Here is a 19,318-nt window from a genome sequence, read left to right on the forward strand (position 1 = left end):
AAACTCATTTAAATCACTTTGCTATTAAGTACAAATTGATTCTTAGAGCGAACCAGATTGCTTGGCAGGAGCTTAAAAATATGGCAGCTTAAAATTGACCGTGCGTAACATGAGTTATTATTAGGAGTGAGAGTTACATGTAAGCTGCTAAGACTCGCAGGAGCTCCGGTTACATTTAAACTTACAGTATTTTGCGCTACTTGCACACATTGAAAGCTAAGTTTAGTGCTTGGAGCGGTAGTGGCTGCGGTTAATTGGGTTGGGTTAAAAGTAGGGTTACAGTTATAGCCATTATATGAAATTGCCCCTGTGGAGAATTTATAGCTGCTACCTACTTTTAATTGCGATACAGTGGTTGTGCTATTCCAGCTTAGCGATTGAGATATGGAGGAGCCAGATTGATTATCGCTTACTACAACAGTGGGTTGAGAGGTGTAACCTACAAGCTCATTAGGTAAGTTCTGCAAATTAATGGCAACTTTTCCGGTTTGTTGTACTACAGCATAACTTATGGTGGCATTGGATTGGTGCTTTGCGGTCACTGTAACTGTTGTGGGAGTCGCTGTACCTTGGTAGCTTCCACCAGAGTTATTGGTTATAGTATCTGCCGCTAAATTATAAGTTCCTGGAGCTAAACTATTAAGAGTAGTACTGCTATTCCAAGGTAATTGCACGTCATTAATTTTTTGACCATTCATTGTTACATGTACTAAAGCGTAATTTTGAGTGACATCCGAAGGTTTTGGGGTGGCATTTTTTAAAACGATGGAGCCAGTTGTATCAATGGGTGCATTCACATAAACACTGGTTGTTCCCTCTATATGGGTATCACTATTGACGCCATATTTAATCTGAATCGATTTTCCTATCGGTAATTTAGTACTCACGCCTTGGTTAGTTGGAAAATGCATGGTGAGAGTAGCTAGATAAGTACCATCACCTTGTTGTTGAGAGCTGATATTCAAATTATTATCTGGATAAGGTAAGGGTGAAAACTCCCCCCAAAAAGTGGTATTCAATGCAGCTTTATTTTTAAAACTTAAGCTCGTATTTTCAAAATCAACAGGTACTGTACAATTATTAGTTAATTTAAGGGTTATATTTTTCCAATATTGATCCCCACTAGCACTAAATTGAGGGGTGATGCAGGTAGTGGGTTGCACAGTAGAGGCTGATTGGGCAGTTATACTTGAAGTAAATAAAATAATAGAGCTCAGGGCCAGGAGAGACGATCTCATAATCACGGTTCCTTATTAGTTAACGTGGTTCCACAAACTAGTTATCTAGATAACAACTATTGATTAAAAAATGGTTACAATGCTAAAGTTTTCAAAAATAATGACGATTAATAAAGCAACTACCTGTTGAATAATTATATAATTAAAGCAAAAAATACCTATTTTAGCAAAAAAAATTATCAAATAGGACAAGGGTAGAGGAGACGATTAATAGCAAAAATGTTATTAATTAATTAAAAAACAAGATCATAGCGGCAATAAATTAAAACAATTAATAGTTAAAAATTTAATAATAAATGAGTGGAACGTTAGCAAAAAGAGAGGCAAAACATAATAAGGTGTTATACCAACGTTCTATGAGTTCGCCCAGTCGTGCGTTTATGCCTATTATTACCAGGACCGTAGGTTGGGCCGTTCGGCTCAACAATGGTATTGCAAGTCCCCAATCATAAACATGGATGATTAAGGCCTGTTGAGCCGAACGGCCTAATGGCACTACCTTAAGCAGTTGAAGCTAAGAAATACTATACAAGACATTGAAAAACAAAAGAAATCAGTTTCCTTTTTAGATATGATTGTTTTGCGAAGAACCATCACCCTAAGACAAGGAAACTGATAATGCAGTGTAAACAAAACAAAATCACAGTTCAAATAAAAACACTTAAAACACAGCTACAGACAAGTAAAGGAAGCCATTTTTTAACCACCATTCTAAATCTAGAATGTTGCCAAGCCCTAATACAATCCAGTGGAGCAATTCGAGAGCGGATTTATACTCCTTTTCAGGTACTACGTAGTTTTTTAAAACAAGTTCTTGCCCCGGACCATTCCTGTAGCAATGCAGTGATGAGCCTTGCTGCAGAACGACTTAATAATGGTAATAAGGCCATTAGCATCAATACAGGACCGTATGTGAAGGCAAGAAAAAGGTTGTCTGAAGAACTGCCTCATGAGTTAGTCAAAACGCTTGGAAATAAATCATTGAAACAGATGAGTAATGCATGGAAGCCCTTTAAGCGTGAAGTCAAACTGGTGGATGGCACGACAGTTCAAATGCCTGATCCAAAAGCTAACAACAAGACATTTCCAAAGCATGCCAATAAAAAGAAGGGCATTGGCTTTCCCTTGGCTCGAATCGTAGCTGTTTTATCGCTGACTACAGGTGCAGTAATGGATTATGCCATAGCAGCTTATAAAGGGAAAGGAACAGGAGAGATTACCTTATTAAAAACAATATTAGGATGTATATCCAAGCAAATGATCTCCTGATAGCCGATCGCTTATACTGTAATTTTTTCTTAGTCTATGACCTTATGCGCCAACAGGCTGATTTGGTTGTTCCGGGGCACAACCAACGCCGATATGACTTTCGCAAAGGCCATCGCCTAAGTAAAAAGGAACATATTGTTACATGGATAAAGCCAAGAAAACCTTTAGGAATGTCTCAGAAAATCAAAGAGCTTTTATCACTCTATTAAAGGCGATGGGAGGCAGAAATACATTTACACTCGATTAAAACCATTATGGGAATGGATAAACTCTCTTGTAAATCACCCGATATGGTAAGAAAAGAAATCGGAGTTTATTTTTTGGCTTATACCATCATTCGTTATGTGATGGCTGATGCAGCAAGACACCATCAAGTATCCCCCAGATATATTAGTTTTAAAGGAGCCCTTCAATTGAACAATGAATTTATGCCTTATTTAGCAGCTTGTTCCAGTCAAACGAAATGGCTAAGGCTTTATAATCAGCTGTTAGGTCTCATTGTCGCCAAAAAAATAGGTAATAGGCCGGGGAGGTGTGAGCCTAGAGCGATAAGGCTTCAACCAAAATCTTATCCCATTCTAAGAGCGTCTCGAAAAATGGAACAGCTTAAGTTACGAAGAAAACAAGCAAGAAAAAATAAGCGGCTCGAAAATGAATATCTTGCCGCTTAAGGTAGTGCCATTAGGCCCAACGGCCCAACCTACAAAATGGCGCAGTATACATCAGTAGGTGAACCTTTGTGAGGAATAAGTAGGTCCCAGAAAGTAAGCTGAACGGGTTGGATTTGAGTGTAGGTTGGACAAATTATCCTGTCGAAAAAGCGCAGCATACATCAGTATGTGAGCATTTTGAGGCAGAATAATTTGTCCAAGATGCACCAAAGACAACACGTTCAGAAAAAAAATCCCGGAACAAGCCCGGGACTCAGGTAGAGGAGACAGCTAATTAATCGCGGCCAGAAAATGCACTTAAAATATTTAAGAGGCTTACGAATAAATTATAAATCGACACATACAAACCAACTGTTGCACTAATGTAGTTAGTCTCACCGCCATGGATAATTTCACTTGTTTGGAATAGAATTAATCCCGATGAAATTAAAATAAAGGCAGCTGAAATTGCTAATTGAAGCGCAGGAATTTGGAAAAAGATCCCCGCTATCATCGCGAGTACAGCTAACATGGTGCCTACAAATAAGAAGCCGCCTAAGAAACTAAAGTCCTTTCTGCTAGTCAGGGCATAACCAGACAAGCCAAAGAAAATCATACCAGTACCGCCTAAAGCAGTGGCCACGATTTGATGTCCATTAGCAAAACCTGTTATGTAATAATTTAAAACAGGGCCTAAGGTATAGCCTAAAAAGCCAGTAAAAGCAAAAGTACTTACTAAGCCCCAAATACTATTTCTAGTAGCTTGGGTTAGAAACATTAAACCATAGACACCCACAATCATTAATAATGGGTTCATTGGTCTAGCACCCGTTGCAAAGGCTACATAAGCCATAAGGGTACTAAATAAAAAGGTTAAACCTAGTAGTAAATAAGTATTTCTTAATACTCTGTTTGTAGAAATCACAGAATCACTACGGCGAGTAATAATGTTCACTTCGTTTCGGTTCATTGTCTTAGAACTCCATATTGTTTAATATTATATTAGCATATATGTAGACAAGTTGCTCATATTTCAAGTATGTCTACTAATTATATTTTTTATAAGTGCGAACTTGTATTTATGCCTAGCTTAAGGATACCAGCAACTCTTATTATTAGGAAGAAAGGATGATATTGTCAATTTTGTTTTGGGCTTCGCAATCGCTCTGTAGTATGATTATTATCATCAACTTAAGGACTTGGATATGCAAAAAGTAGGACTAATACAAATGACTTCCTCTACAAAGGTTGAGGAAAATTTAGCGTTTGTTGAAAAAATGATGATGCAAGCTCATCAAGAATCACTGTCTCTAGTATCTTTACCCGAAAATTTTGCATGTATGGGAATTAATGATGATAAGTTTCGAGTGGCTGAAACTTACGGTCAAGGCCCTATTCAAGAAAAAATGAGCCAATTTGCCAAACGTTTCAATTTGTGGATCATTGCCGGCACTGTTCCTATAAAAACCTCGGGAAGAAAAGTACGCTCAACCAGTATTGTCTTTGACAATAAAGGGCAGCATGTAACACGGTATGACAAAATTCATTTATTTGATGTTCGCGTTTCTGATAGAGAAGCCCATAAAGAATCCAATGATATTGAGCCCGGAAAAGATGTGGTGGTTGTTGATACCCCTGTTGGAAAAATAGGGTTAACTGTATGCTATGATCTGCGCTTTGCTGAACTTTATCAAAAGTTATTATTTAAAGGTGCTGAGATATTTTCAGTACCTTCTGCGTTTACAGCAATTACAGGACACGCACACTGGGAGCTTTTACTCAGAGCTAGAGCTGTTGAGAATTTAAGTTTCGTTTTAGCTGCTAATCAATGCGGCCACCATGAAAATGGTCGCGATACTTATGGTCATAGTATGGTGGTTGAACCTTGGGGTAAGATTGTGGCGCAGAAAAAAACAGGAATAGGTTTGATAACTGCAGATATCGATTTACAAAGGCTTAAACAGTTAAGAGAACAATTCCCTTGCATTGAGCACCATGTTTTAAAATAAGCATTTTTTGCTGCTAAAATAACACTAATAATAATGAATTTTATTTATAAAGGTATTTAAATGAGCCAATCCCTTACCATTGCCAAACAAATGTTACTAGAACCCAACTCTTTAGATGAGCAGAGTATAGAAAAACTATTTAAAACAATGATGAACCATCACATTGATGATGCTGATTTATATTTTCAAAGCTGTAATTATGAATCCTGGTATTTAGAAGACTCAGAAGTAAAAAGCGGTAGTTATTCTTTGGATAAGGGGGTAGGGATACGTGCCGTAAGTGGTGATAAGACAGGCTTTGCTTATTGTGACGATATTGTTTTGCCCTCCATGCTACGGGCAGCAGATGCAGCTCGTTCTATAGCCTTAGTGGGTTCGAAAACGACAAAACCCATCCATGTTTCTACCTCGCCTACGCAACGTTATCAAGGTCTAAATCCTATTGAAACAATGAATAAGCAAGAAAAAATTGCTTTACTAGAAGCTATCGACAAAGAAGCTAGAAGACTTGATCCTCGTGTTATTCAAGTAAATGCTTCTTTAAGTGGTTGTTATGAAGTAGTAATGGTTGCGGCAATGAATGGACAGATGGTTGCTGATGTAAGACCCTTAGTCAGTGTAAATGTAAGTGTAATTGTTGAAGATAAAAATGGGAGAAGAGAATCCGCGCGCACCGGCGGTGGTGGACGGGTTGCTTATTCTTATTTTTTACAAAAAGAACATGCCTTATTGTATGCCAGGGAAGCGGTGCGTGAAGCCCTAATTAACTTAGAAGCACAACCAGCACCTGCAGGAACTATGCCTGTGGTTTTGGGCCCTGGTTGGCCAGGGGTTTTATTACATGAGGCAGTAGGCCACGGTTTAGAAGGGGACTTTAATCGTAAGGGCTTATCTGCCTTTTCGGGGCGAATGGGGCAACAAGTAGCAGCTCCAGGAGTAACCGTAGTTGACGATGGTACTTTGGCGGATCGCCGGGGTTCCTTGACTATTGATGATGAAGGTACTCCATCCCAATGTACCACCCTAATTGATAATGGCGTTCTAGTAAATTACATGCAAGATAAGCTCAATGCTAAATTAATGGGTATGAAATCTACCGGAAATTGCCGTCGTGAATCCTATGCTCATATCCCAATGCCCCGCATGACCAATACTTATATGTTGGCTGGAAACCATGATCCTGAAGAGATTATAAAATCAGTAAAAAACGGTTTATATGCGGTTAATTTTGGCGGCGGTCAAGTGGATATCACTTCAGGTCAATTTGTCTTTTCTGCCAGTGAGGCTTATTTAATTGAAAATGGTAAAGTCACTAAACCGGTTAAAGGAGCTACTTTAATTGGTAATGGTCCGGAGGTGATGAAGAAAATATCCATGATTGGCAATGACTTAGCTTTAGATAGGGGAATTGGCGTGTGTGGAAAAGATGGGCAATCTGTACCTGTGGGTGTGGGACAGCCTACTTTAAAAATTGATGCCTTGACCGTCGGTGGAACCAATTAAACGAATAAACTATCGCCTCCCTAGTTTCCAATTTTTCGAGGTGCCCATGGTATACCATCGGCACCTCGCATAAGCTAACTATCAATTTACCCCACTTGCTGAATCTTCACTACCATTCCCACATAGGGATTATCAAGGTAATAGATTTTCCCCTCCTCAATACGTTGTTTTTGAGAGACAGTAAATGCAGCGCTTGGATCACTCGGAGGTGAAAATTGTAACCTTGCATCGAATGAATAATAACTTCCTTGCTCTACTTGTATGGTGCCCTGCATGAGCCAACCTTTATTGTTGGTTCGCGGAAGAGCCACTTTTTCTTGTTTTTTTGCGCTTTGTCGCCAGCTGTATTGGGCAAGTACCCTAAATTGTGATTTGCGGTTTAACAAATAATATTCGTCGTGCAAGCTTGATTGGGACGGTGGCAGAAGGGTATAAAGCTTCGCTGTTTTTATGGTGCTAGAAGTTAAGGTTAGAGCTTTTTTATCTATAGGTAAGAAAGGTAGATGCAGATCCTGAAGTTCATTCGTATTTTGGGGGTGGGCAAATAAGATTAAGTCAATTTGGTAGGTGCCTTTAGCGAGGCTTAAACCACAATAAATAAGAGTAATAAGGGCTAAAATAACTCGATACATAATCATCGCTTCTTGTGTTTTTTAGTGCATTATACTTATCTCTTTTTAATAAGCCAAAATAATTAAAGAGGAAACTATAGCGGCATCAGCAGTGATGAAGGGATGAAATCGTTATTAAAATTTGCTAAGAAATAATAGGTGCTCATTAAACCGCATACATTTGGACCAGAGCAAGCTACCTCAAAGCCTTAATTTTTATAGGTCTGGTATAGTGTTTTCCAGGCCATAGGCTCTCTAGTTGCTTCATAGGCGGCTTTAATTTCTTGGGCAGTTTTTGCAATTGATAAATGGGTATTATCAATGGAAAAATCATAGATCATATTTTCATGAGTCATTATGGCACTCGTACGATTCCACCCCCCTGGGCGTCCATTACCAACTATATCATCGCTCCCTGCATTACTGCTTCGTTGTAATTCCCGGCGCACTCCTTCTTCATCGGAAACAAACATTCCAACATAAAAGACGTGATAGGGAATAAAAACATCTAAAGCGCTGCGGAACCATTTAGAAGACCAAAAAAGTTGATCAGAAACGACATTAATTCCAGCGTCTAAATAAGCACTAATAGAGCGATAAGAGGTAAAAATAACCTTATCTAGCAAAGGGCCTGTTGCAATGTCATAATATTCTAAACCTTCTTGAATGTATTTTCGAGCCGTAAAATAACTGGGCTCAATCGTAGACATATTATTTTGTTTAGGAGGGGTAGCTTGAGAATAGACATCCAGTCCTAATAAAATAAATTGCTCTTCAAATAAATCTTGCAGCGCCCGACAGGTACTGGTTTTTCCGCAACTGGACGAACCATTTAAAATAATTAATTTTCCGGTTTTCATTTGAATTACCTATATAGTTCTAGTTTTTTAAATACTGCTAGGGCTTCTTCTCGAATATCCGCAAAAATTGCTTCTACGGATTTAATTTCATGAACTAAACCTACACTTTGCCCGGCATAAAGCGCCATGGCCTCAAGCTCACCTTCCATTGTCGCAGTAGGTAGGACATAGCTGTAACGAGGAAATTCTTTACTTGATGTTTTCGCAATGATTTCATGTTCACCCGGCCTTTTCCCTGCAGGCGCCTTACCTGTCTTTTGCCAGTTTTCATAGGTAGAATTACGTAGAGTACGCATCCACGAGTTAGGCCAACCAATATTGAATAAATTATTATAAACGGTATCTGTTTCACGTGAGTTAAGAAGTTTTTCTTTATAATACTGGTGCACACCCGCTTCTGTACTAGCTAATAATCGAGTCCCAATAACAACGCCAGAAGCCCCTAAAGCCAGAGCGGCGGCTAAGCCACGGCCATCCGCAATACCGCCAGCGGCTATTACTGGGGTGGAACCTACTACATCAACTACGGCTGGTATAAGTGGTAAACTAGCTACTTCCCCCCACAAATGCCCACCAGCTTCCCAACCTTGAGCCACAATCACATCAACTCCAGCGTCAACGGATCTCTTTGCCTCTTCGGCAGAACCTACCGTATGAATTACTTTGGCTCCAGCTGCGTGAATTTGTTGGACGAAAGGAGAGGGGTCTCCCCAAAAGAACCAAATATTTTTTATTCCATAATCGAGACTAATCGCTAACCGCTCTTTTTGCTCCCATTCTAATACTAAATTGACTCCTAAGGCGTTGTTAGTTAAGGCTTGCGTGCCTTTAATCATGGCATGGATTTCCTCACTCGACCTGACACCCAAAGGTAGAGTACCTAAACCGCCTGCATTAGCTACCGCTGCAGCAAATGCCGGACTTGCCGCACCACCCATAGGACCTTGAAAGATAGGGAGTTTAATATTCAACAGATCGCAGATCGGCGTATGGAGCGGCATGATAAATTCCTTTTCATTTAAAATTACCTTTATTGTAGTTCATTAGTAAAAACATAAGAAATCAATTTCATTATTTTGCTGTTTTTTTAATCATATATTGATAAAATAATTCTAACTTTAGAACTTCTATAGAATTAATAAAATTTGGTATGTTTTGATTTATCTTGAAAGAATAAAGGCAACATTTAATTCCTAAATAATCCTTTGTAGGATTTTAAAAATACATAATAAAAAACTACCGCTATAATTAGAAAAAATAATATAAATGGAAATAAACAATGTTCAATCATTTCATCGATGCCTTCTTACTCGCAGTAAAAAATTACCCCCATAAAACGGCTATTTATTTTGGAGAGGAGCAATTTACCTATGAGTCGGTGCATAAATATTCTGATACCTTAGCTCATGCTATTTCTAAATTAGGCCTTCCGAAAGAAGCCATTATTCCTTTAGTTCTGGAAAGAACACCTAATATTATCATCACCATGTTAGGAATATTAAAGGCCGGGTGCGCATTTTTACCTATTAGCCCTTCTTCACCTTGCTCTCGCATTGAATACATCTTAGAGGAAACTAAGGCTAAACTTGCTTTTTGCGATAGTTCTATTCGATTTAAAATACCAGAAGGGCTTACTCTAATTAATCCTGCCGATCTCGAGATAAGTTCAAGAGACTATCTACGCCCCAATTTGACAGGAGAAAATCTGGCTTATGTGATGTATACCTCAGGTTCTACTGGAAATCCTAAAGGTGTGTTAATTGAACATCATTCAATGATGAACTTATTTTTTTCACTAATCGAAACACTGACTTTATCAGAAAAAGATTTATTTTTAGCCCTTACGGACTATACCTTCGATATTTCTTTAATTGAACTATTAATGCCACTGACTTTAGGCGCAGGCTTAGTTTTAACGGAGCACGGAGTTGTTGCTGACGGCAAGAAAATAAAACACTATATCAATCAATTTAATGTGACCCTCATGCAGGCAACCCCTTTGACCTGGGAAATTTTATTAAAAAATGGATGGGTCAACGATGGGGCTGCACAGATATTAGTAGGTGGTGAACAATTTAAATCGAGTCTTGCTGCAAAACTTAATTATGAAAAGGGTAATATTTGGAATGTTTACGGTCCAACAGAAACTTCTATGTGGTCAATGATTTATAACCTTCGGTCACCTCTATCCTTTGAATCTGTACCTTTGGGGGAGACTGTTGCAAACACCAGTATTAAGTTAGTAGACATGGAGGAGCCTGGCCAGACTGAACTTTATATAGGTGGCAAAGGTGTAGCACGAGGATACCTTAATGCGCCTGAACTGACTGCCAAAAAATTTGTAACCAATGAAGAGGGAGAGCGTTTTTACAAAACCGGAGATTTAGTCACTAAAACAGAAGATGGAGCACTTTGTTATCTGGGAAGAGCAGATGATCAATTAAAGTTTGGTGGTATTCGTATTGAGGCTGGCGAAATAGAGGCTACTATTGAGAATGAAGTTTTTGTAAAAAAAGCGGTGGTAAAAATTCATGAGCATAACGACTACTACAAAACCTTAGCTGCTTATGTAGAAATGGATGAAGAAGCTTTATTTGCCCACGGTAATCAAATAATTAGCGAAGACTCCTCGTCCTACATAGAAGCTATTTATGACGAAGTTTATACCCATGCTAAAGAGTTTGAATATGAAGAGCTCAATACCTGTGGTTGGCAAAATTCTTTTACTGGTCAAATTTTTAACTCAGAAGAGCTCTCTGAATCCTATACCACGATTCGAGATTACATTCAGAATGCCGATCTGACTCATGTTATGGAAGTTGGTTGTGGCACAGGCGGCTTACTTTTAAGTTATCTCCCCCAAGCTCAACAGGTAACCTTAGTAGAAGTTTCAAATAATGCCCTCGATTACGTGCGCACTATTATTCCGAACGAATTTAAAGATAAAGTGTCGTATAAATTAGAATCCATGATTAATATTCATGAATCATATCAGTTCAGTTGCGTTATTATAAACTCTGTCCTTCAGTACATGCCTAGTGTAAAATCAATTGTTGATTCATTAAAACAACTTATTAAAGCAATAAAGCCCGGCGGTACTCTACTTATCGGTGATGTTCGTTCGCTTGAGTTATTAGATGTTTTCTTGGCAATGAAATACTTTCATCATCATCCTGATGCAAATGAGATAAATCCTGCCCATTTGTACTATAAATCAAGAGAAACGGAGATTGTCCTTTCCCCGTTATTTTTCTATGCGCTAAGAGAGCAATTTAAACGCATAAGTTGGGTAGATATAAATGTGAAGCAGGGGAACTATTTTAATGAACTTAATTATTTTCGCTACGATGTTGTACTGCATATAGAAAAAGATATAGAGCACATGGAATGCTACCATGTTGGATTTAATGAATTTCAAGAAAAAGAGTTAATCACTAGAGCTCCTCAACCTGTTAAAATTAGCAATGTACCTTATGATTACCTTTCTCGACTTTGCACCCATTTATCCCTGCAGGAAAAAAGCGCATTGCAAAATATGTTAAAGAGTTCTTCGCTCTTGGTTGAAGAAAAAAATAACCGTAGCGCCTCTTTAATCAATCAAAGGTTTCCTGGATATCAAACCTTTATTCATTATCAACAAAACGCTCCCTTGCATTATCTGCAATTACTCTTAGTCCCTATCTCTTCTTCCAATAAACTTATTCGACCTATAGACAAAGAAAAAATTGATTCTTTTCATCCTCATTGTCGCGAACCGTTTAGCCCCTGGTTACAAAAATTTTGTTTTGACCATATCAAAATGAATGTTAAAAAACATGTGATGGCTTGGGTTAATCCCTCAATTTATCTATGGGTAGAAAAATGGCCCCAAACTATTAATGGTAAATTGGATAAAAAGAAACTGGTCCTCCCTAATTCCTCGGAGGTAGAACAAGATAACGGCTCTATATTATCGCAGTTGAAACAACTCTGGCTTAATATTACCGGCAATCATGCGCTAATCACTGAAGAATTTTGGACTCATGGTGTTTCGTCTTTGTCGATGTATTATTTTTTAGCTACTATTAATGAAACATTTCATTTACATATGACCTATCATGAATTTCATCAATACAATACTATGGAGAAAGTGGCTAACTATATAGAGTTATTACTTGCCTCATCATTTAATGAGGAAAGGGATAAGGATTTTTAATGATCAAAAAAAAATCTAAGAGGGATAGATCCCAAACGCTGGGTAATTCGTCTGCGCAAAATAATGATCAGCAATTTGTTTTTATTGTTGATTCTAATTACCAAATTAAAGAGATGGTGCTAAATAGCCAGCAAGAGATTTTTTCCTCGCTTTATTCCTACAAGAATAAATCAATTTTTGATGCCATGGAGTTTTTAAATCTAGATAAAGAGTACGTTTCAGCTCTGCTAGAGCAAGCAAAAAAGCACTTATTTCAACACACGCGCTTAGCTGACCTCTATTCAAATTACCAATATAGTCTATCGCTTACTTATGTAGACCCGAACTTCTGTCTTATCTTTAATTTAGCGGAAAATTCTAACGACAGTTTACACTCTTATTTTAACTCGATTATTAATTCGCTTCCTGGCGCCATTTATTGGAAAGATCGCGAGGGTCATTATCTGGGCTGTAATCAATTTGTTGCTCAAATGGCTGGTTTTGACAAACCCGAACAGATAATCGGCAAAACCGATTTTGATTTATGCTGGAGCGAATTTGCAACGGATTGGCGTATTCTCGATTTACAAGTAATGCGTGATGGAAAACCTATTAAAAAAGAAGAAATTGCTAAACTTGCTGATGGACGATTGATTACAGAGTTGACGATAAAACATCCTTTGTATAATCAACAAAATGAAATTGTTGGTATCATCGGAACCTCTATGGATATCAGTGAGCAAAAAAAATTGCAAAAAGACCTGATGGAAGCCCATCAACAGGCTGAGGCCGCCAATCAAGCTAAAACCGAATTTTTAGAAAACATGAGTCATGATATTCGTACTCCTGTAACTGGAGTAATTGGCTTATCAGAAATACTTGAAAAAGCTTTGGTTGACCCTATCCATAAGGAGGATGCACATTTATTGTATGAAAGCGGCAATCAGCTGTTAAATATGTTGAATGAAATTTTAGATGATGTGCAGGCCGGTAATTCTAATCAACTTGATATTCAAGAGGAAACTTTTGATCTTCGCCAATGTTTGGATAATTTAATTAAGTTAGAAGCGCCTACTGTGACGGCAAAAAATTTAAGCCTAAAGGCTCAAGTGGATCCTGCTGTTCCCACTTTAATAGTGAATGATCGCAAAAAAATCCATCACATTTTGTTAAATCTTTTAGGTAATGCTATTAAATTTACTAATCAGGGTGGCATTACGCTTCAGGTTCGAAATTTAAAAACCAAGGGATTAGAGACTACTTTAGAGTTTACAGTTAGTGATACCGGTATTGGCATACCTGAAGATCAACAAGCTAAGGTCTTTGAGCGTTTTTTTCGGGCTAATCCCTCTTCTAAAGGTGTATATAAAGGCTATGGACTTGGTCTTCACATAGTACAGTCTTATATTGCTCTCTTAGGTGGAACTATTCGTTTAAAAAGTAAAGAAGGGATTGGGACATCCATTTCTTTTGATCTGGTTTGTAAAATAGGCAAGCAAGAAGATCTTCCTAGGGTTGTGATAAAGGAAAGCTCTGCTAAAAATCTTAAATCCTCTCCTAAGGAGGAGAGCCTTCATTTTTTACTTGTTGAAGACAATGTAATTGCTCTAAAAGTACTGGAGTCCATGCTTGAAAACCAAGGTCATCGCTTTATCTCGGCCACGAGCGGCGAGGAGGCTTTAGAACTCGTTAAATTAAATTGTTTTGATTTAATCATTACTGATATTGGTTTGCCGGGTATGTCGGGTACAGAGTTAGCAAACCATATCCGTCATGAGGAGAGGAGTCGTAACTGCAGGCCAACCCCTATTGTTGGTTTAACCGGACATGCGCCAGAGTCAGCAAGACCCGAATGTCTTAATTCTGGAATGAATGAAGTGTTCAGAAAACCTATTAATTCAAATAGTTTACAAGTAATGATTGAACAATATGCCCTTATAAATAAACTAAAATTGCCAGCAAAAACTCAAATTGGCGAGTCAGGAGCGCAGGAAGATAGATTACCCGAGCTCGATAGTTTTGAGCTTTTTGATCCTCAAGATGGGCTTAAATACACCAATGATTTAATCTTATTGGCCTCCGTATTAAATACTTATTTATCCCCTGTTGTACAGGATGATGTCCAAAAAATGGTTGAGTTCTATGAGCTGGAAAAATGGGATAAAATAGATCAATTAGCGCATCGAATAAAAGCAGGCGTTGCCTGTCTTGGTACAATACGTTTACAAAAAGCTTGTGCATATATTGAGCATTATTACAAAACAAAACAAAAAGACTTGCTAGAAGCATCCTATCATCAATTCCTTAGTGTGAATAAGGCAACGATAGCCGCGGTAATTCATTGGCTGCAAGAGTCATTGAAGCATTAATGGTATAGCCAATAATGCTTCCCTCTTAGTCTTCAGCTAATAATTCCTAAGCTACGCTTGGTCTGCAAGTGCCACTAATCTTACCTATACATAAATTCCTGGGGTCAGTCGACAAAGCAATGATGATATCTCTAGTTATCCCTCGATAAAGCCTCTCTAAGTATGGAGGCTATGAGTTAGGCTTATAAATCAGCGCCATGTTATTCGACAACTACTCTTGGAAATTTATCTGCATAATTAATGGGTTTCTGGGCAAGTTCTATAGCACTTTTTAAGGCTGTTTTGATAAAGGGTTTTGCTATTTCTTGGTCCATTTGACTAGCAATAGGTGTACCCTTGTCGCATTGCTTGCGTATATTGCTATTTAAAGGAAGTTGGCCAAGTAAAACCGAATGATGATTTTGGCATAAACCCTGGGCGCCTCCTTCACCAAAAATGGTTTCTTCATGTCCACAATTACTGCATAAATGGGTAGACATATTTTCAATGACACCTAATACATCAATACCGGTCTTTTCAAACATGGTTAAAGCTTTCTGCGCATCAAGCGTCGCTACATTTTGGGGTGTGGTTACTACTATTGCTGCAGTCAGGGGAATTTTTTGCACTAAAGTTAGCTGAATATCTCCCGTACCAGGTGGTAAATCGATAAACAAATAATCCAGTTCATTCCAACCGGTGCCATCAAGCATTTGAATTAGGGATTTGGCAAGCATTGGGCCACGCCAGATTAGAGCATGCTCCATATTGGTTAAATAGGCAATCGACATAGTTTGGATACCATAGGCTTCAATAGGTAAATAGAAGTCATCAGCAATTTCTACAGGACCTTGGGTGCCCAACATCAAGGGTATACTTGGGCCATAAATATCTGCATCTAAGATTCCTACTCGGGCGCCTAATTTTGCCAGCGCTGCTGCCAGGTTGACTGTGACTGTTGATTTACCTACGCCACCTTTACCCGAGGCTACTGCTATAGTATTTTTCACCCCGCGCAAACCTTTTCCCACGAATTGAGTTTTATGAGCGCGAATAAATTGTTTAATAACAACACTACATTGATGAGTTGGAAATTGCTTTTTTAACGCGCTTTCGACAATATTTTTGTAACTTTCTTCTAATAAGAGAGAAGGAAATCCAGCCGTAATACTCAGTTGAAGGCGATTATTATCCATCTCTAGGGTATATTTTAAGCCCATGTCCTTACCAGTTAGTTCGAGGAAGGGATCAACAAGGGAATCTACTAGAGAAATAATAATCGCTTCAGCGCTCATGAATTTACCTTTAAGTAAAAAGTCTAATCATACCTCAGGCAGGGTTACTTTTTCTACTCCTTAATCTTTCGTTAGGAGGTGAATTCAGGTTCATAATGCCAATGTTGCCAGTGATTACTGGCTAAATAATACAGACCACATTGAATAGGAAGCAGGGAGTGCTGTGCTAAATATTGAGCATATTCCTGAAGTTGCTGTTGGTATTTAGCGTCGCTTATTTTGTCTTCTTTGCCAGTTTTAAAATCAATAATCCATAATGAGTGTTGATCTTCAAAGGTACGATCAATAATCCGTGTAACTAGACTGTTATCTTTTTCCAGCAACAATTCATATTCATTATGTTCATTATGATGTGGTGCAATGATCCATTGTCCAATGGGATCTTGAAATAAGCGTATCATTTGATCAGTAATGGAGGATAATGCAGCGGTTTTAGTTTCCTTATCTAGCCCTAATTGGGTTAGTTCTTGTTCTATTAAATCCCACGGCAAGTCCTTAACAGTTTGAGGATGATTGTCACAAATCCATTGTAAAAGACGATGAGTGACGACGCCTAGTAAGCGAGGAATAGCTAACTGTAAAGCCGGGATTGGGTTTAATGGTCTTGGATTACTTTGAGGAGGGCTAAGATAAAAGTCTATGGGCAATCGACTTAACTGAGGTAGGGTAGTTCCTAATTCTCCATCCAGTTGCTGGGGCTCATATATGGTGAACTCTTGTTGTTTTAATAGACCGCGGAAGGACTTTTTTGCTGTTTTTCCAGTGCCATCTAAAAGATAAAGACGTTTTTTCGCTCGAGTAACTGCTACATAAAAAAGACGTTGTGCTTCATAGTGGGCTTTCTCTTCATCTAGGGTATTTAAATAATCATATAAAAGGCATTGCTCTTGATGAGCTCCTTTGATGGGCGAAACAAGAAAAATATCCTCCTGGGTACTCGGTAATTTCAACCACCGTAGTAAAGGGGCATCGCTCCGGCTTGGTTGGGCGCCTAAGCTTGGGAGAAAAACCGTATCAAACTCTAATCCTTTAGATTTATGTATCGTCATTATTTGTAAACGAGAGACCGAGCTTTGTTGTGAATAGAGATTAACTAACTCATTATAAAACTCATTTATATTGCTTAGCCGGCCCTCTTCATCATAGCGATCTAACAATGACCAAAATTGTTCTAGATCATTGAGCTCGTCTTGATTAAGGATGATTTCTAGATGTAGTTTTTTAAGGGTATTACCCACCCATTCTGATAAATGAACCTGGCCTCGTAGTGATAAGGCTTCTTGCATTACTTGCATAAAAAATCGAGCACGCAAACGACCTTCATCACTTAATTCCGAGATCTTATCTATTTGCACTAGATTGCTATAAATAGAACCGGAGGTATTAAATTGTGCAATAGAGTGCAAATCATTTAAAAGTAAGCCACAATAAGGACTACGCAAACAAGCAAGCCAAGATAGGCGATTAGCGGGCATCAATAACGCCTGAGTAATAGACCAGACATCGCGCAAATGCGGCAAATGCGCTAAGCGAGCGATGTCAGTACCTTGATAGGGGATTTGATGTTCACGAAGCAAATTAATAATGGTTGATAATTGGCTTCTTGAGCGTACTAAAATAGCGAGACTTTGTTCTTTATCAGCGGCTAACTCTTCACGAATTCGTGCAATTAAATAATTTGCTTCTTGTTCACGATTGCTGCATTCAATAGCATGAATAGCACTTAAATGAGTATCTTCAACTACGTGCACTGAAGGATGGAAGGGTACTGCACCTGACTCAATATCTATTTCCTTGGGAAAGACATGGATAAACTGCTGATTAATCCAATTAACTATAGTGTTGGTAGAGCGAAAATTACATTGTAATTGTAAAAAGTTAAGCTGTACTGGACCAATGCCTTGGGTTTTAGCACGAAAAAATAAGCCGACTTCCGCCTGCCTAAAACGGTAAATAGACTGCATCGGATCGCCTACGATAAATAGAGTTTTGCCATCTCCAGGTTGCCAGCCTTGCAGTAAGCGGGTTATTAATTCAAATTGGCTTATAGAGGTATCTTGAAATTCATCAATTAAAAGATGATGAATAGCATTGTCTAAATATAAGGCTAAATCGGTGGGGTTGCTCTCATTACCCAGTGCTGTTAAAGCTTGTTGGGAAATGGTGGTGAAATCAAGTTCATTATGTTCAATGAATAAAAGATGTAAATGGCTAACAAGAATAGGTAATAAATGAAATAGTGCTTGTAATACTTCCCATTGCTCAAGATCATATTCTGGTTTAGGAAGCTGGCTTACTTGAAGTAAGGCTGCGTGAAATTCTGGATAATCTTGTAAGTTCAGTAATAATTCTTTGCTGTTTTCTTTCAGTTGTTTGTATTGAGCAGGTGGGCAAGATCCGCTTTTTAATCCTACATGGTGGTCGAAGCTTTTGCGGATATTTTGGTCACTACCCAAAATTAGTTGGCATAAGGCTTTGGCGAGCTCAGGGGTTATTTCATTAAAATTGTTCCAATTATTGAGGGGGTAACGAGGAGATTCAGGATTATTTTCAATCTGCACCAGCTCTTTAGAGAGCATTACTAATTGATAGGCTAATTCTAATGGTAGGCTTTTTTTCAAACGCGCTAATTCATGTTGTTCAATAAATTGTAAGGCTTGTTCAAATGTTGTTTTATCTTGGATACGCGCTTGAAAAAGAGGAGATAGCCATTGATCTCGCTGTATTAATAAATCTTTGAATAAACTAAGTAAGAGTTCTTGTTTATTGTCTACATGGAGTAGTAAAGTTTTGATTGATGAATGATAGTCGGGATGATCTATAGCAAATTGGATACATTGTCTACCAGCATTGAGATAGTGACGTTCTGGTTTATCCGTAATTTGTGCATAAGCGATTTGCTGCTCTAATAAGGGAATGGCGTGATTTATACTGTTGCATAAGGAATCAATGGTAATGATTTTTAAGCGATTAGCATGATCTAATAAATTCCATTCACAACGTGCATCTTGTTCCAGGGCTTGCTGGGCAAAATTTAAAGTAACTTGATGATGAGCTGATTTTGCTGTTTTTTTTGCAGACGCTTGTTGTAGTGCGAGTATAATCCGCTCTCGCATTTCACTGGCCGCTTTACGAGTAAAAGTGAGGGCAATAATCTGCTCTGGAGCACTGACTGTACTCAACAAACGCAAATAGCGCTGCGTCAAAATTTCGGTTTTTCCTGACCCTGCAGGAGCCTGTACAATAAAAGAACAGTTTGGATCGGTTGCCCGTGCCCTTTGTTCTCCATCAATGAGTGTCATAATTCTACCCACACCTTATTCTGCTAAACGATTGGTTTGATCTTTATCTCACAATGCAG

At 38.4% G+C, this 19,318-nt stretch carries 13 protein-coding genes; 6 read left to right on the forward strand and 7 right to left on the reverse strand.

Going from position 1 to position 19,318, the window contains the following annotated elements; translation table 11 throughout:
- Positions 1-8: 8 nt before the first annotated feature.
- Positions 9-1,238, reverse strand: coding sequence for a hypothetical protein (locus tag ELY15_RS01075; RefSeq protein WP_127097809.1), 1,230 nt, complete (start codon positions 1,236-1,238; stop codon positions 9-11).
- A gap of 618 nt (positions 1,239-1,856) precedes the next feature.
- Between ELY15_RS01075 and ELY15_RS01080 the strand changes: the two genes are divergently transcribed.
- Positions 1,857-2,507 (forward strand): hypothetical protein, encoded by a 651-nt coding sequence (locus tag ELY15_RS01080; RefSeq protein ID WP_127097810.1) that lies wholly within the window; start codon positions 1,857-1,859, stop codon positions 2,505-2,507.
- 260 nt (positions 2,508-2,767) lie between these two features.
- Positions 2,768-3,178 (forward strand): hypothetical protein, encoded by a 411-nt coding sequence (locus ELY15_RS01085; RefSeq protein ID WP_127097811.1) that lies wholly within the window; start codon positions 2,768-2,770, stop codon positions 3,176-3,178.
- 274 nt (positions 3,179-3,452) lie between these two features.
- Here ELY15_RS01085 and ELY15_RS01090 read toward each other — a convergent pair whose 3' ends face one another.
- The gene (locus ELY15_RS01090) at positions 3,453-4,127 is read right to left on the reverse strand and encodes a Bax inhibitor-1/YccA family protein (RefSeq protein WP_127097812.1); all 675 of its coding nucleotides are present in this window, start codon (positions 4,125-4,127) and stop codon (positions 3,453-3,455) included.
- A gap of 235 nt (positions 4,128-4,362) precedes the next feature.
- Here ELY15_RS01090 and ELY15_RS01095 point away from each other — a divergent pair, with 235 nt between their 5' ends.
- A complete protein-coding gene (locus ELY15_RS01095; protein ID WP_127097813.1) occupies positions 4,363-5,166 on the forward strand; it encodes a carbon-nitrogen hydrolase family protein in 804 nt (267 codons plus the stop codon).
- A 60-nt stretch (positions 5,167-5,226) separates the two neighbouring features.
- On the forward strand, positions 5,227-6,669 hold the full coding sequence (gene tldD / locus ELY15_RS01100) for a metalloprotease TldD (protein ID WP_127097814.1): 1,443 nt from the start codon (positions 5,227-5,229) through the stop codon (positions 6,667-6,669).
- Between the two features lie 86 nt (positions 6,670-6,755).
- Here the strand turns inward: tldD and ELY15_RS01105 are convergent, their stop codons facing one another.
- From ELY15_RS01105 to ELY15_RS01115, 3 genes are all read right to left on the reverse strand, one after another.
- The gene (locus ELY15_RS01105) at positions 6,756-7,301 is read right to left on the reverse strand and encodes a CsiV family protein (protein ID WP_127097815.1); all 546 of its coding nucleotides are present in this window, start codon (positions 7,299-7,301) and stop codon (positions 6,756-6,758) included.
- 188 nt (positions 7,302-7,489) lie between these two features.
- Complete coding sequence (locus tag ELY15_RS01110; protein ID WP_127097816.1) at positions 7,490-8,140, reverse strand: hypothetical protein; 651 nt, start codon at positions 8,138-8,140, stop codon at positions 7,490-7,492.
- A gap of 5 nt (positions 8,141-8,145) precedes the next feature.
- Entirely contained in the window at positions 8,146-9,141 is a 996-nt protein-coding gene (locus ELY15_RS01115) for a nitronate monooxygenase family protein (RefSeq protein ID WP_127097817.1), read from the reverse strand.
- A gap of 278 nt (positions 9,142-9,419) precedes the next feature.
- On the opposite strand from ELY15_RS01115, the gene ELY15_RS01120 reads away from it, so the two are divergent.
- Both ELY15_RS01120 and ELY15_RS01125 read left to right on the forward strand, forming a co-directional pair.
- On the forward strand, positions 9,420-12,335 hold the full coding sequence (locus tag ELY15_RS01120) for an amino acid adenylation domain-containing protein (RefSeq protein WP_127097818.1): 2,916 nt from the start codon (positions 9,420-9,422) through the stop codon (positions 12,333-12,335).
- A complete protein-coding gene (locus ELY15_RS01125) occupies positions 12,335-14,683 on the forward strand; it encodes a PAS domain-containing sensor histidine kinase (RefSeq protein ID WP_127097819.1) in 2,349 nt (782 codons plus the stop codon). The genes ELY15_RS01120 and ELY15_RS01125 overlap by 1 nt, the downstream gene beginning before the upstream one ends.
- A 200-nt stretch (positions 14,684-14,883) precedes the next feature.
- Here the strand turns inward: ELY15_RS01125 and apbC are convergent, their stop codons facing one another.
- Entirely contained in the window at positions 14,884-15,957 is a 1,074-nt protein-coding gene (apbC, locus tag ELY15_RS01130; RefSeq protein WP_127097820.1) for an iron-sulfur cluster carrier protein ApbC, read from the reverse strand.
- Positions 15,958-16,028: 71 nt separating this feature from the next.
- Complete coding sequence (locus tag ELY15_RS01135) at positions 16,029-19,259, reverse strand: exodeoxyribonuclease V subunit beta (protein ID WP_127097821.1); 3,231 nt, start codon at positions 19,257-19,259, stop codon at positions 16,029-16,031.
- Positions 19,260-19,318: the final 59 nt, after the last annotated feature.

Source organism: Legionella sp. km772, from assembly GCF_003989735.1.
Lineage (GTDB): Bacteria > Pseudomonadota > Gammaproteobacteria > Legionellales > Legionellaceae > Legionella.

Bases quoted from the DNA above. Each gene is read 5' to 3' on its own strand.
- ELY15_RS01075 (WP_127097809.1), bottom strand. From the start codon at position 1,238: ATGAGATCGTCTCTCCTGGCCCTGAGCTCTATTATTTTATTTACTTCA.
- ELY15_RS01080 (WP_127097810.1), top strand. From the start codon at position 1,857: ATGCAGTGTAAACAAAACAAAATCACAGTTCAAATAAAAACACTTAAA.
- ELY15_RS01085 (WP_127097811.1), top strand. From the start codon at position 2,768: ATGGATAAACTCTCTTGTAAATCACCCGATATGGTAAGAAAAGAAATC.
- ELY15_RS01090 (WP_127097812.1), bottom strand. From the start codon at position 4,127: ATGAACCGAAACGAAGTGAACATTATTACTCGCCGTAGTGATTCTGTG.
- ELY15_RS01095 (WP_127097813.1), top strand. From the start codon at position 4,363: ATGCAAAAAGTAGGACTAATACAAATGACTTCCTCTACAAAGGTTGAG.
- tldD (WP_127097814.1), top strand. From the start codon at position 5,227: ATGAGCCAATCCCTTACCATTGCCAAACAAATGTTACTAGAACCCAAC.
- ELY15_RS01105 (WP_127097815.1), bottom strand. From the start codon at position 7,301: ATGTATCGAGTTATTTTAGCCCTTATTACTCTTATTTATTGTGGTTTA.
- ELY15_RS01110 (WP_127097816.1), bottom strand. From the start codon at position 8,140: ATGAAAACCGGAAAATTAATTATTTTAAATGGTTCGTCCAGTTGCGGA.
- ELY15_RS01115 (WP_127097817.1), bottom strand. From the start codon at position 9,141: ATGCCGCTCCATACGCCGATCTGCGATCTGTTGAATATTAAACTCCCT.
- ELY15_RS01120 (WP_127097818.1), top strand. From the start codon at position 9,420: ATGTTCAATCATTTCATCGATGCCTTCTTACTCGCAGTAAAAAATTAC.
- ELY15_RS01125 (WP_127097819.1), top strand. From the start codon at position 12,335: ATGATCAAAAAAAAATCTAAGAGGGATAGATCCCAAACGCTGGGTAAT.
- apbC (WP_127097820.1), bottom strand. From the start codon at position 15,957: ATGAGCGCTGAAGCGATTATTATTTCTCTAGTAGATTCCCTTGTTGAT.
- ELY15_RS01135 (WP_127097821.1), bottom strand. From the start codon at position 19,259: ATGACACTCATTGATGGAGAACAAAGGGCACGGGCAACCGATCCAAAC.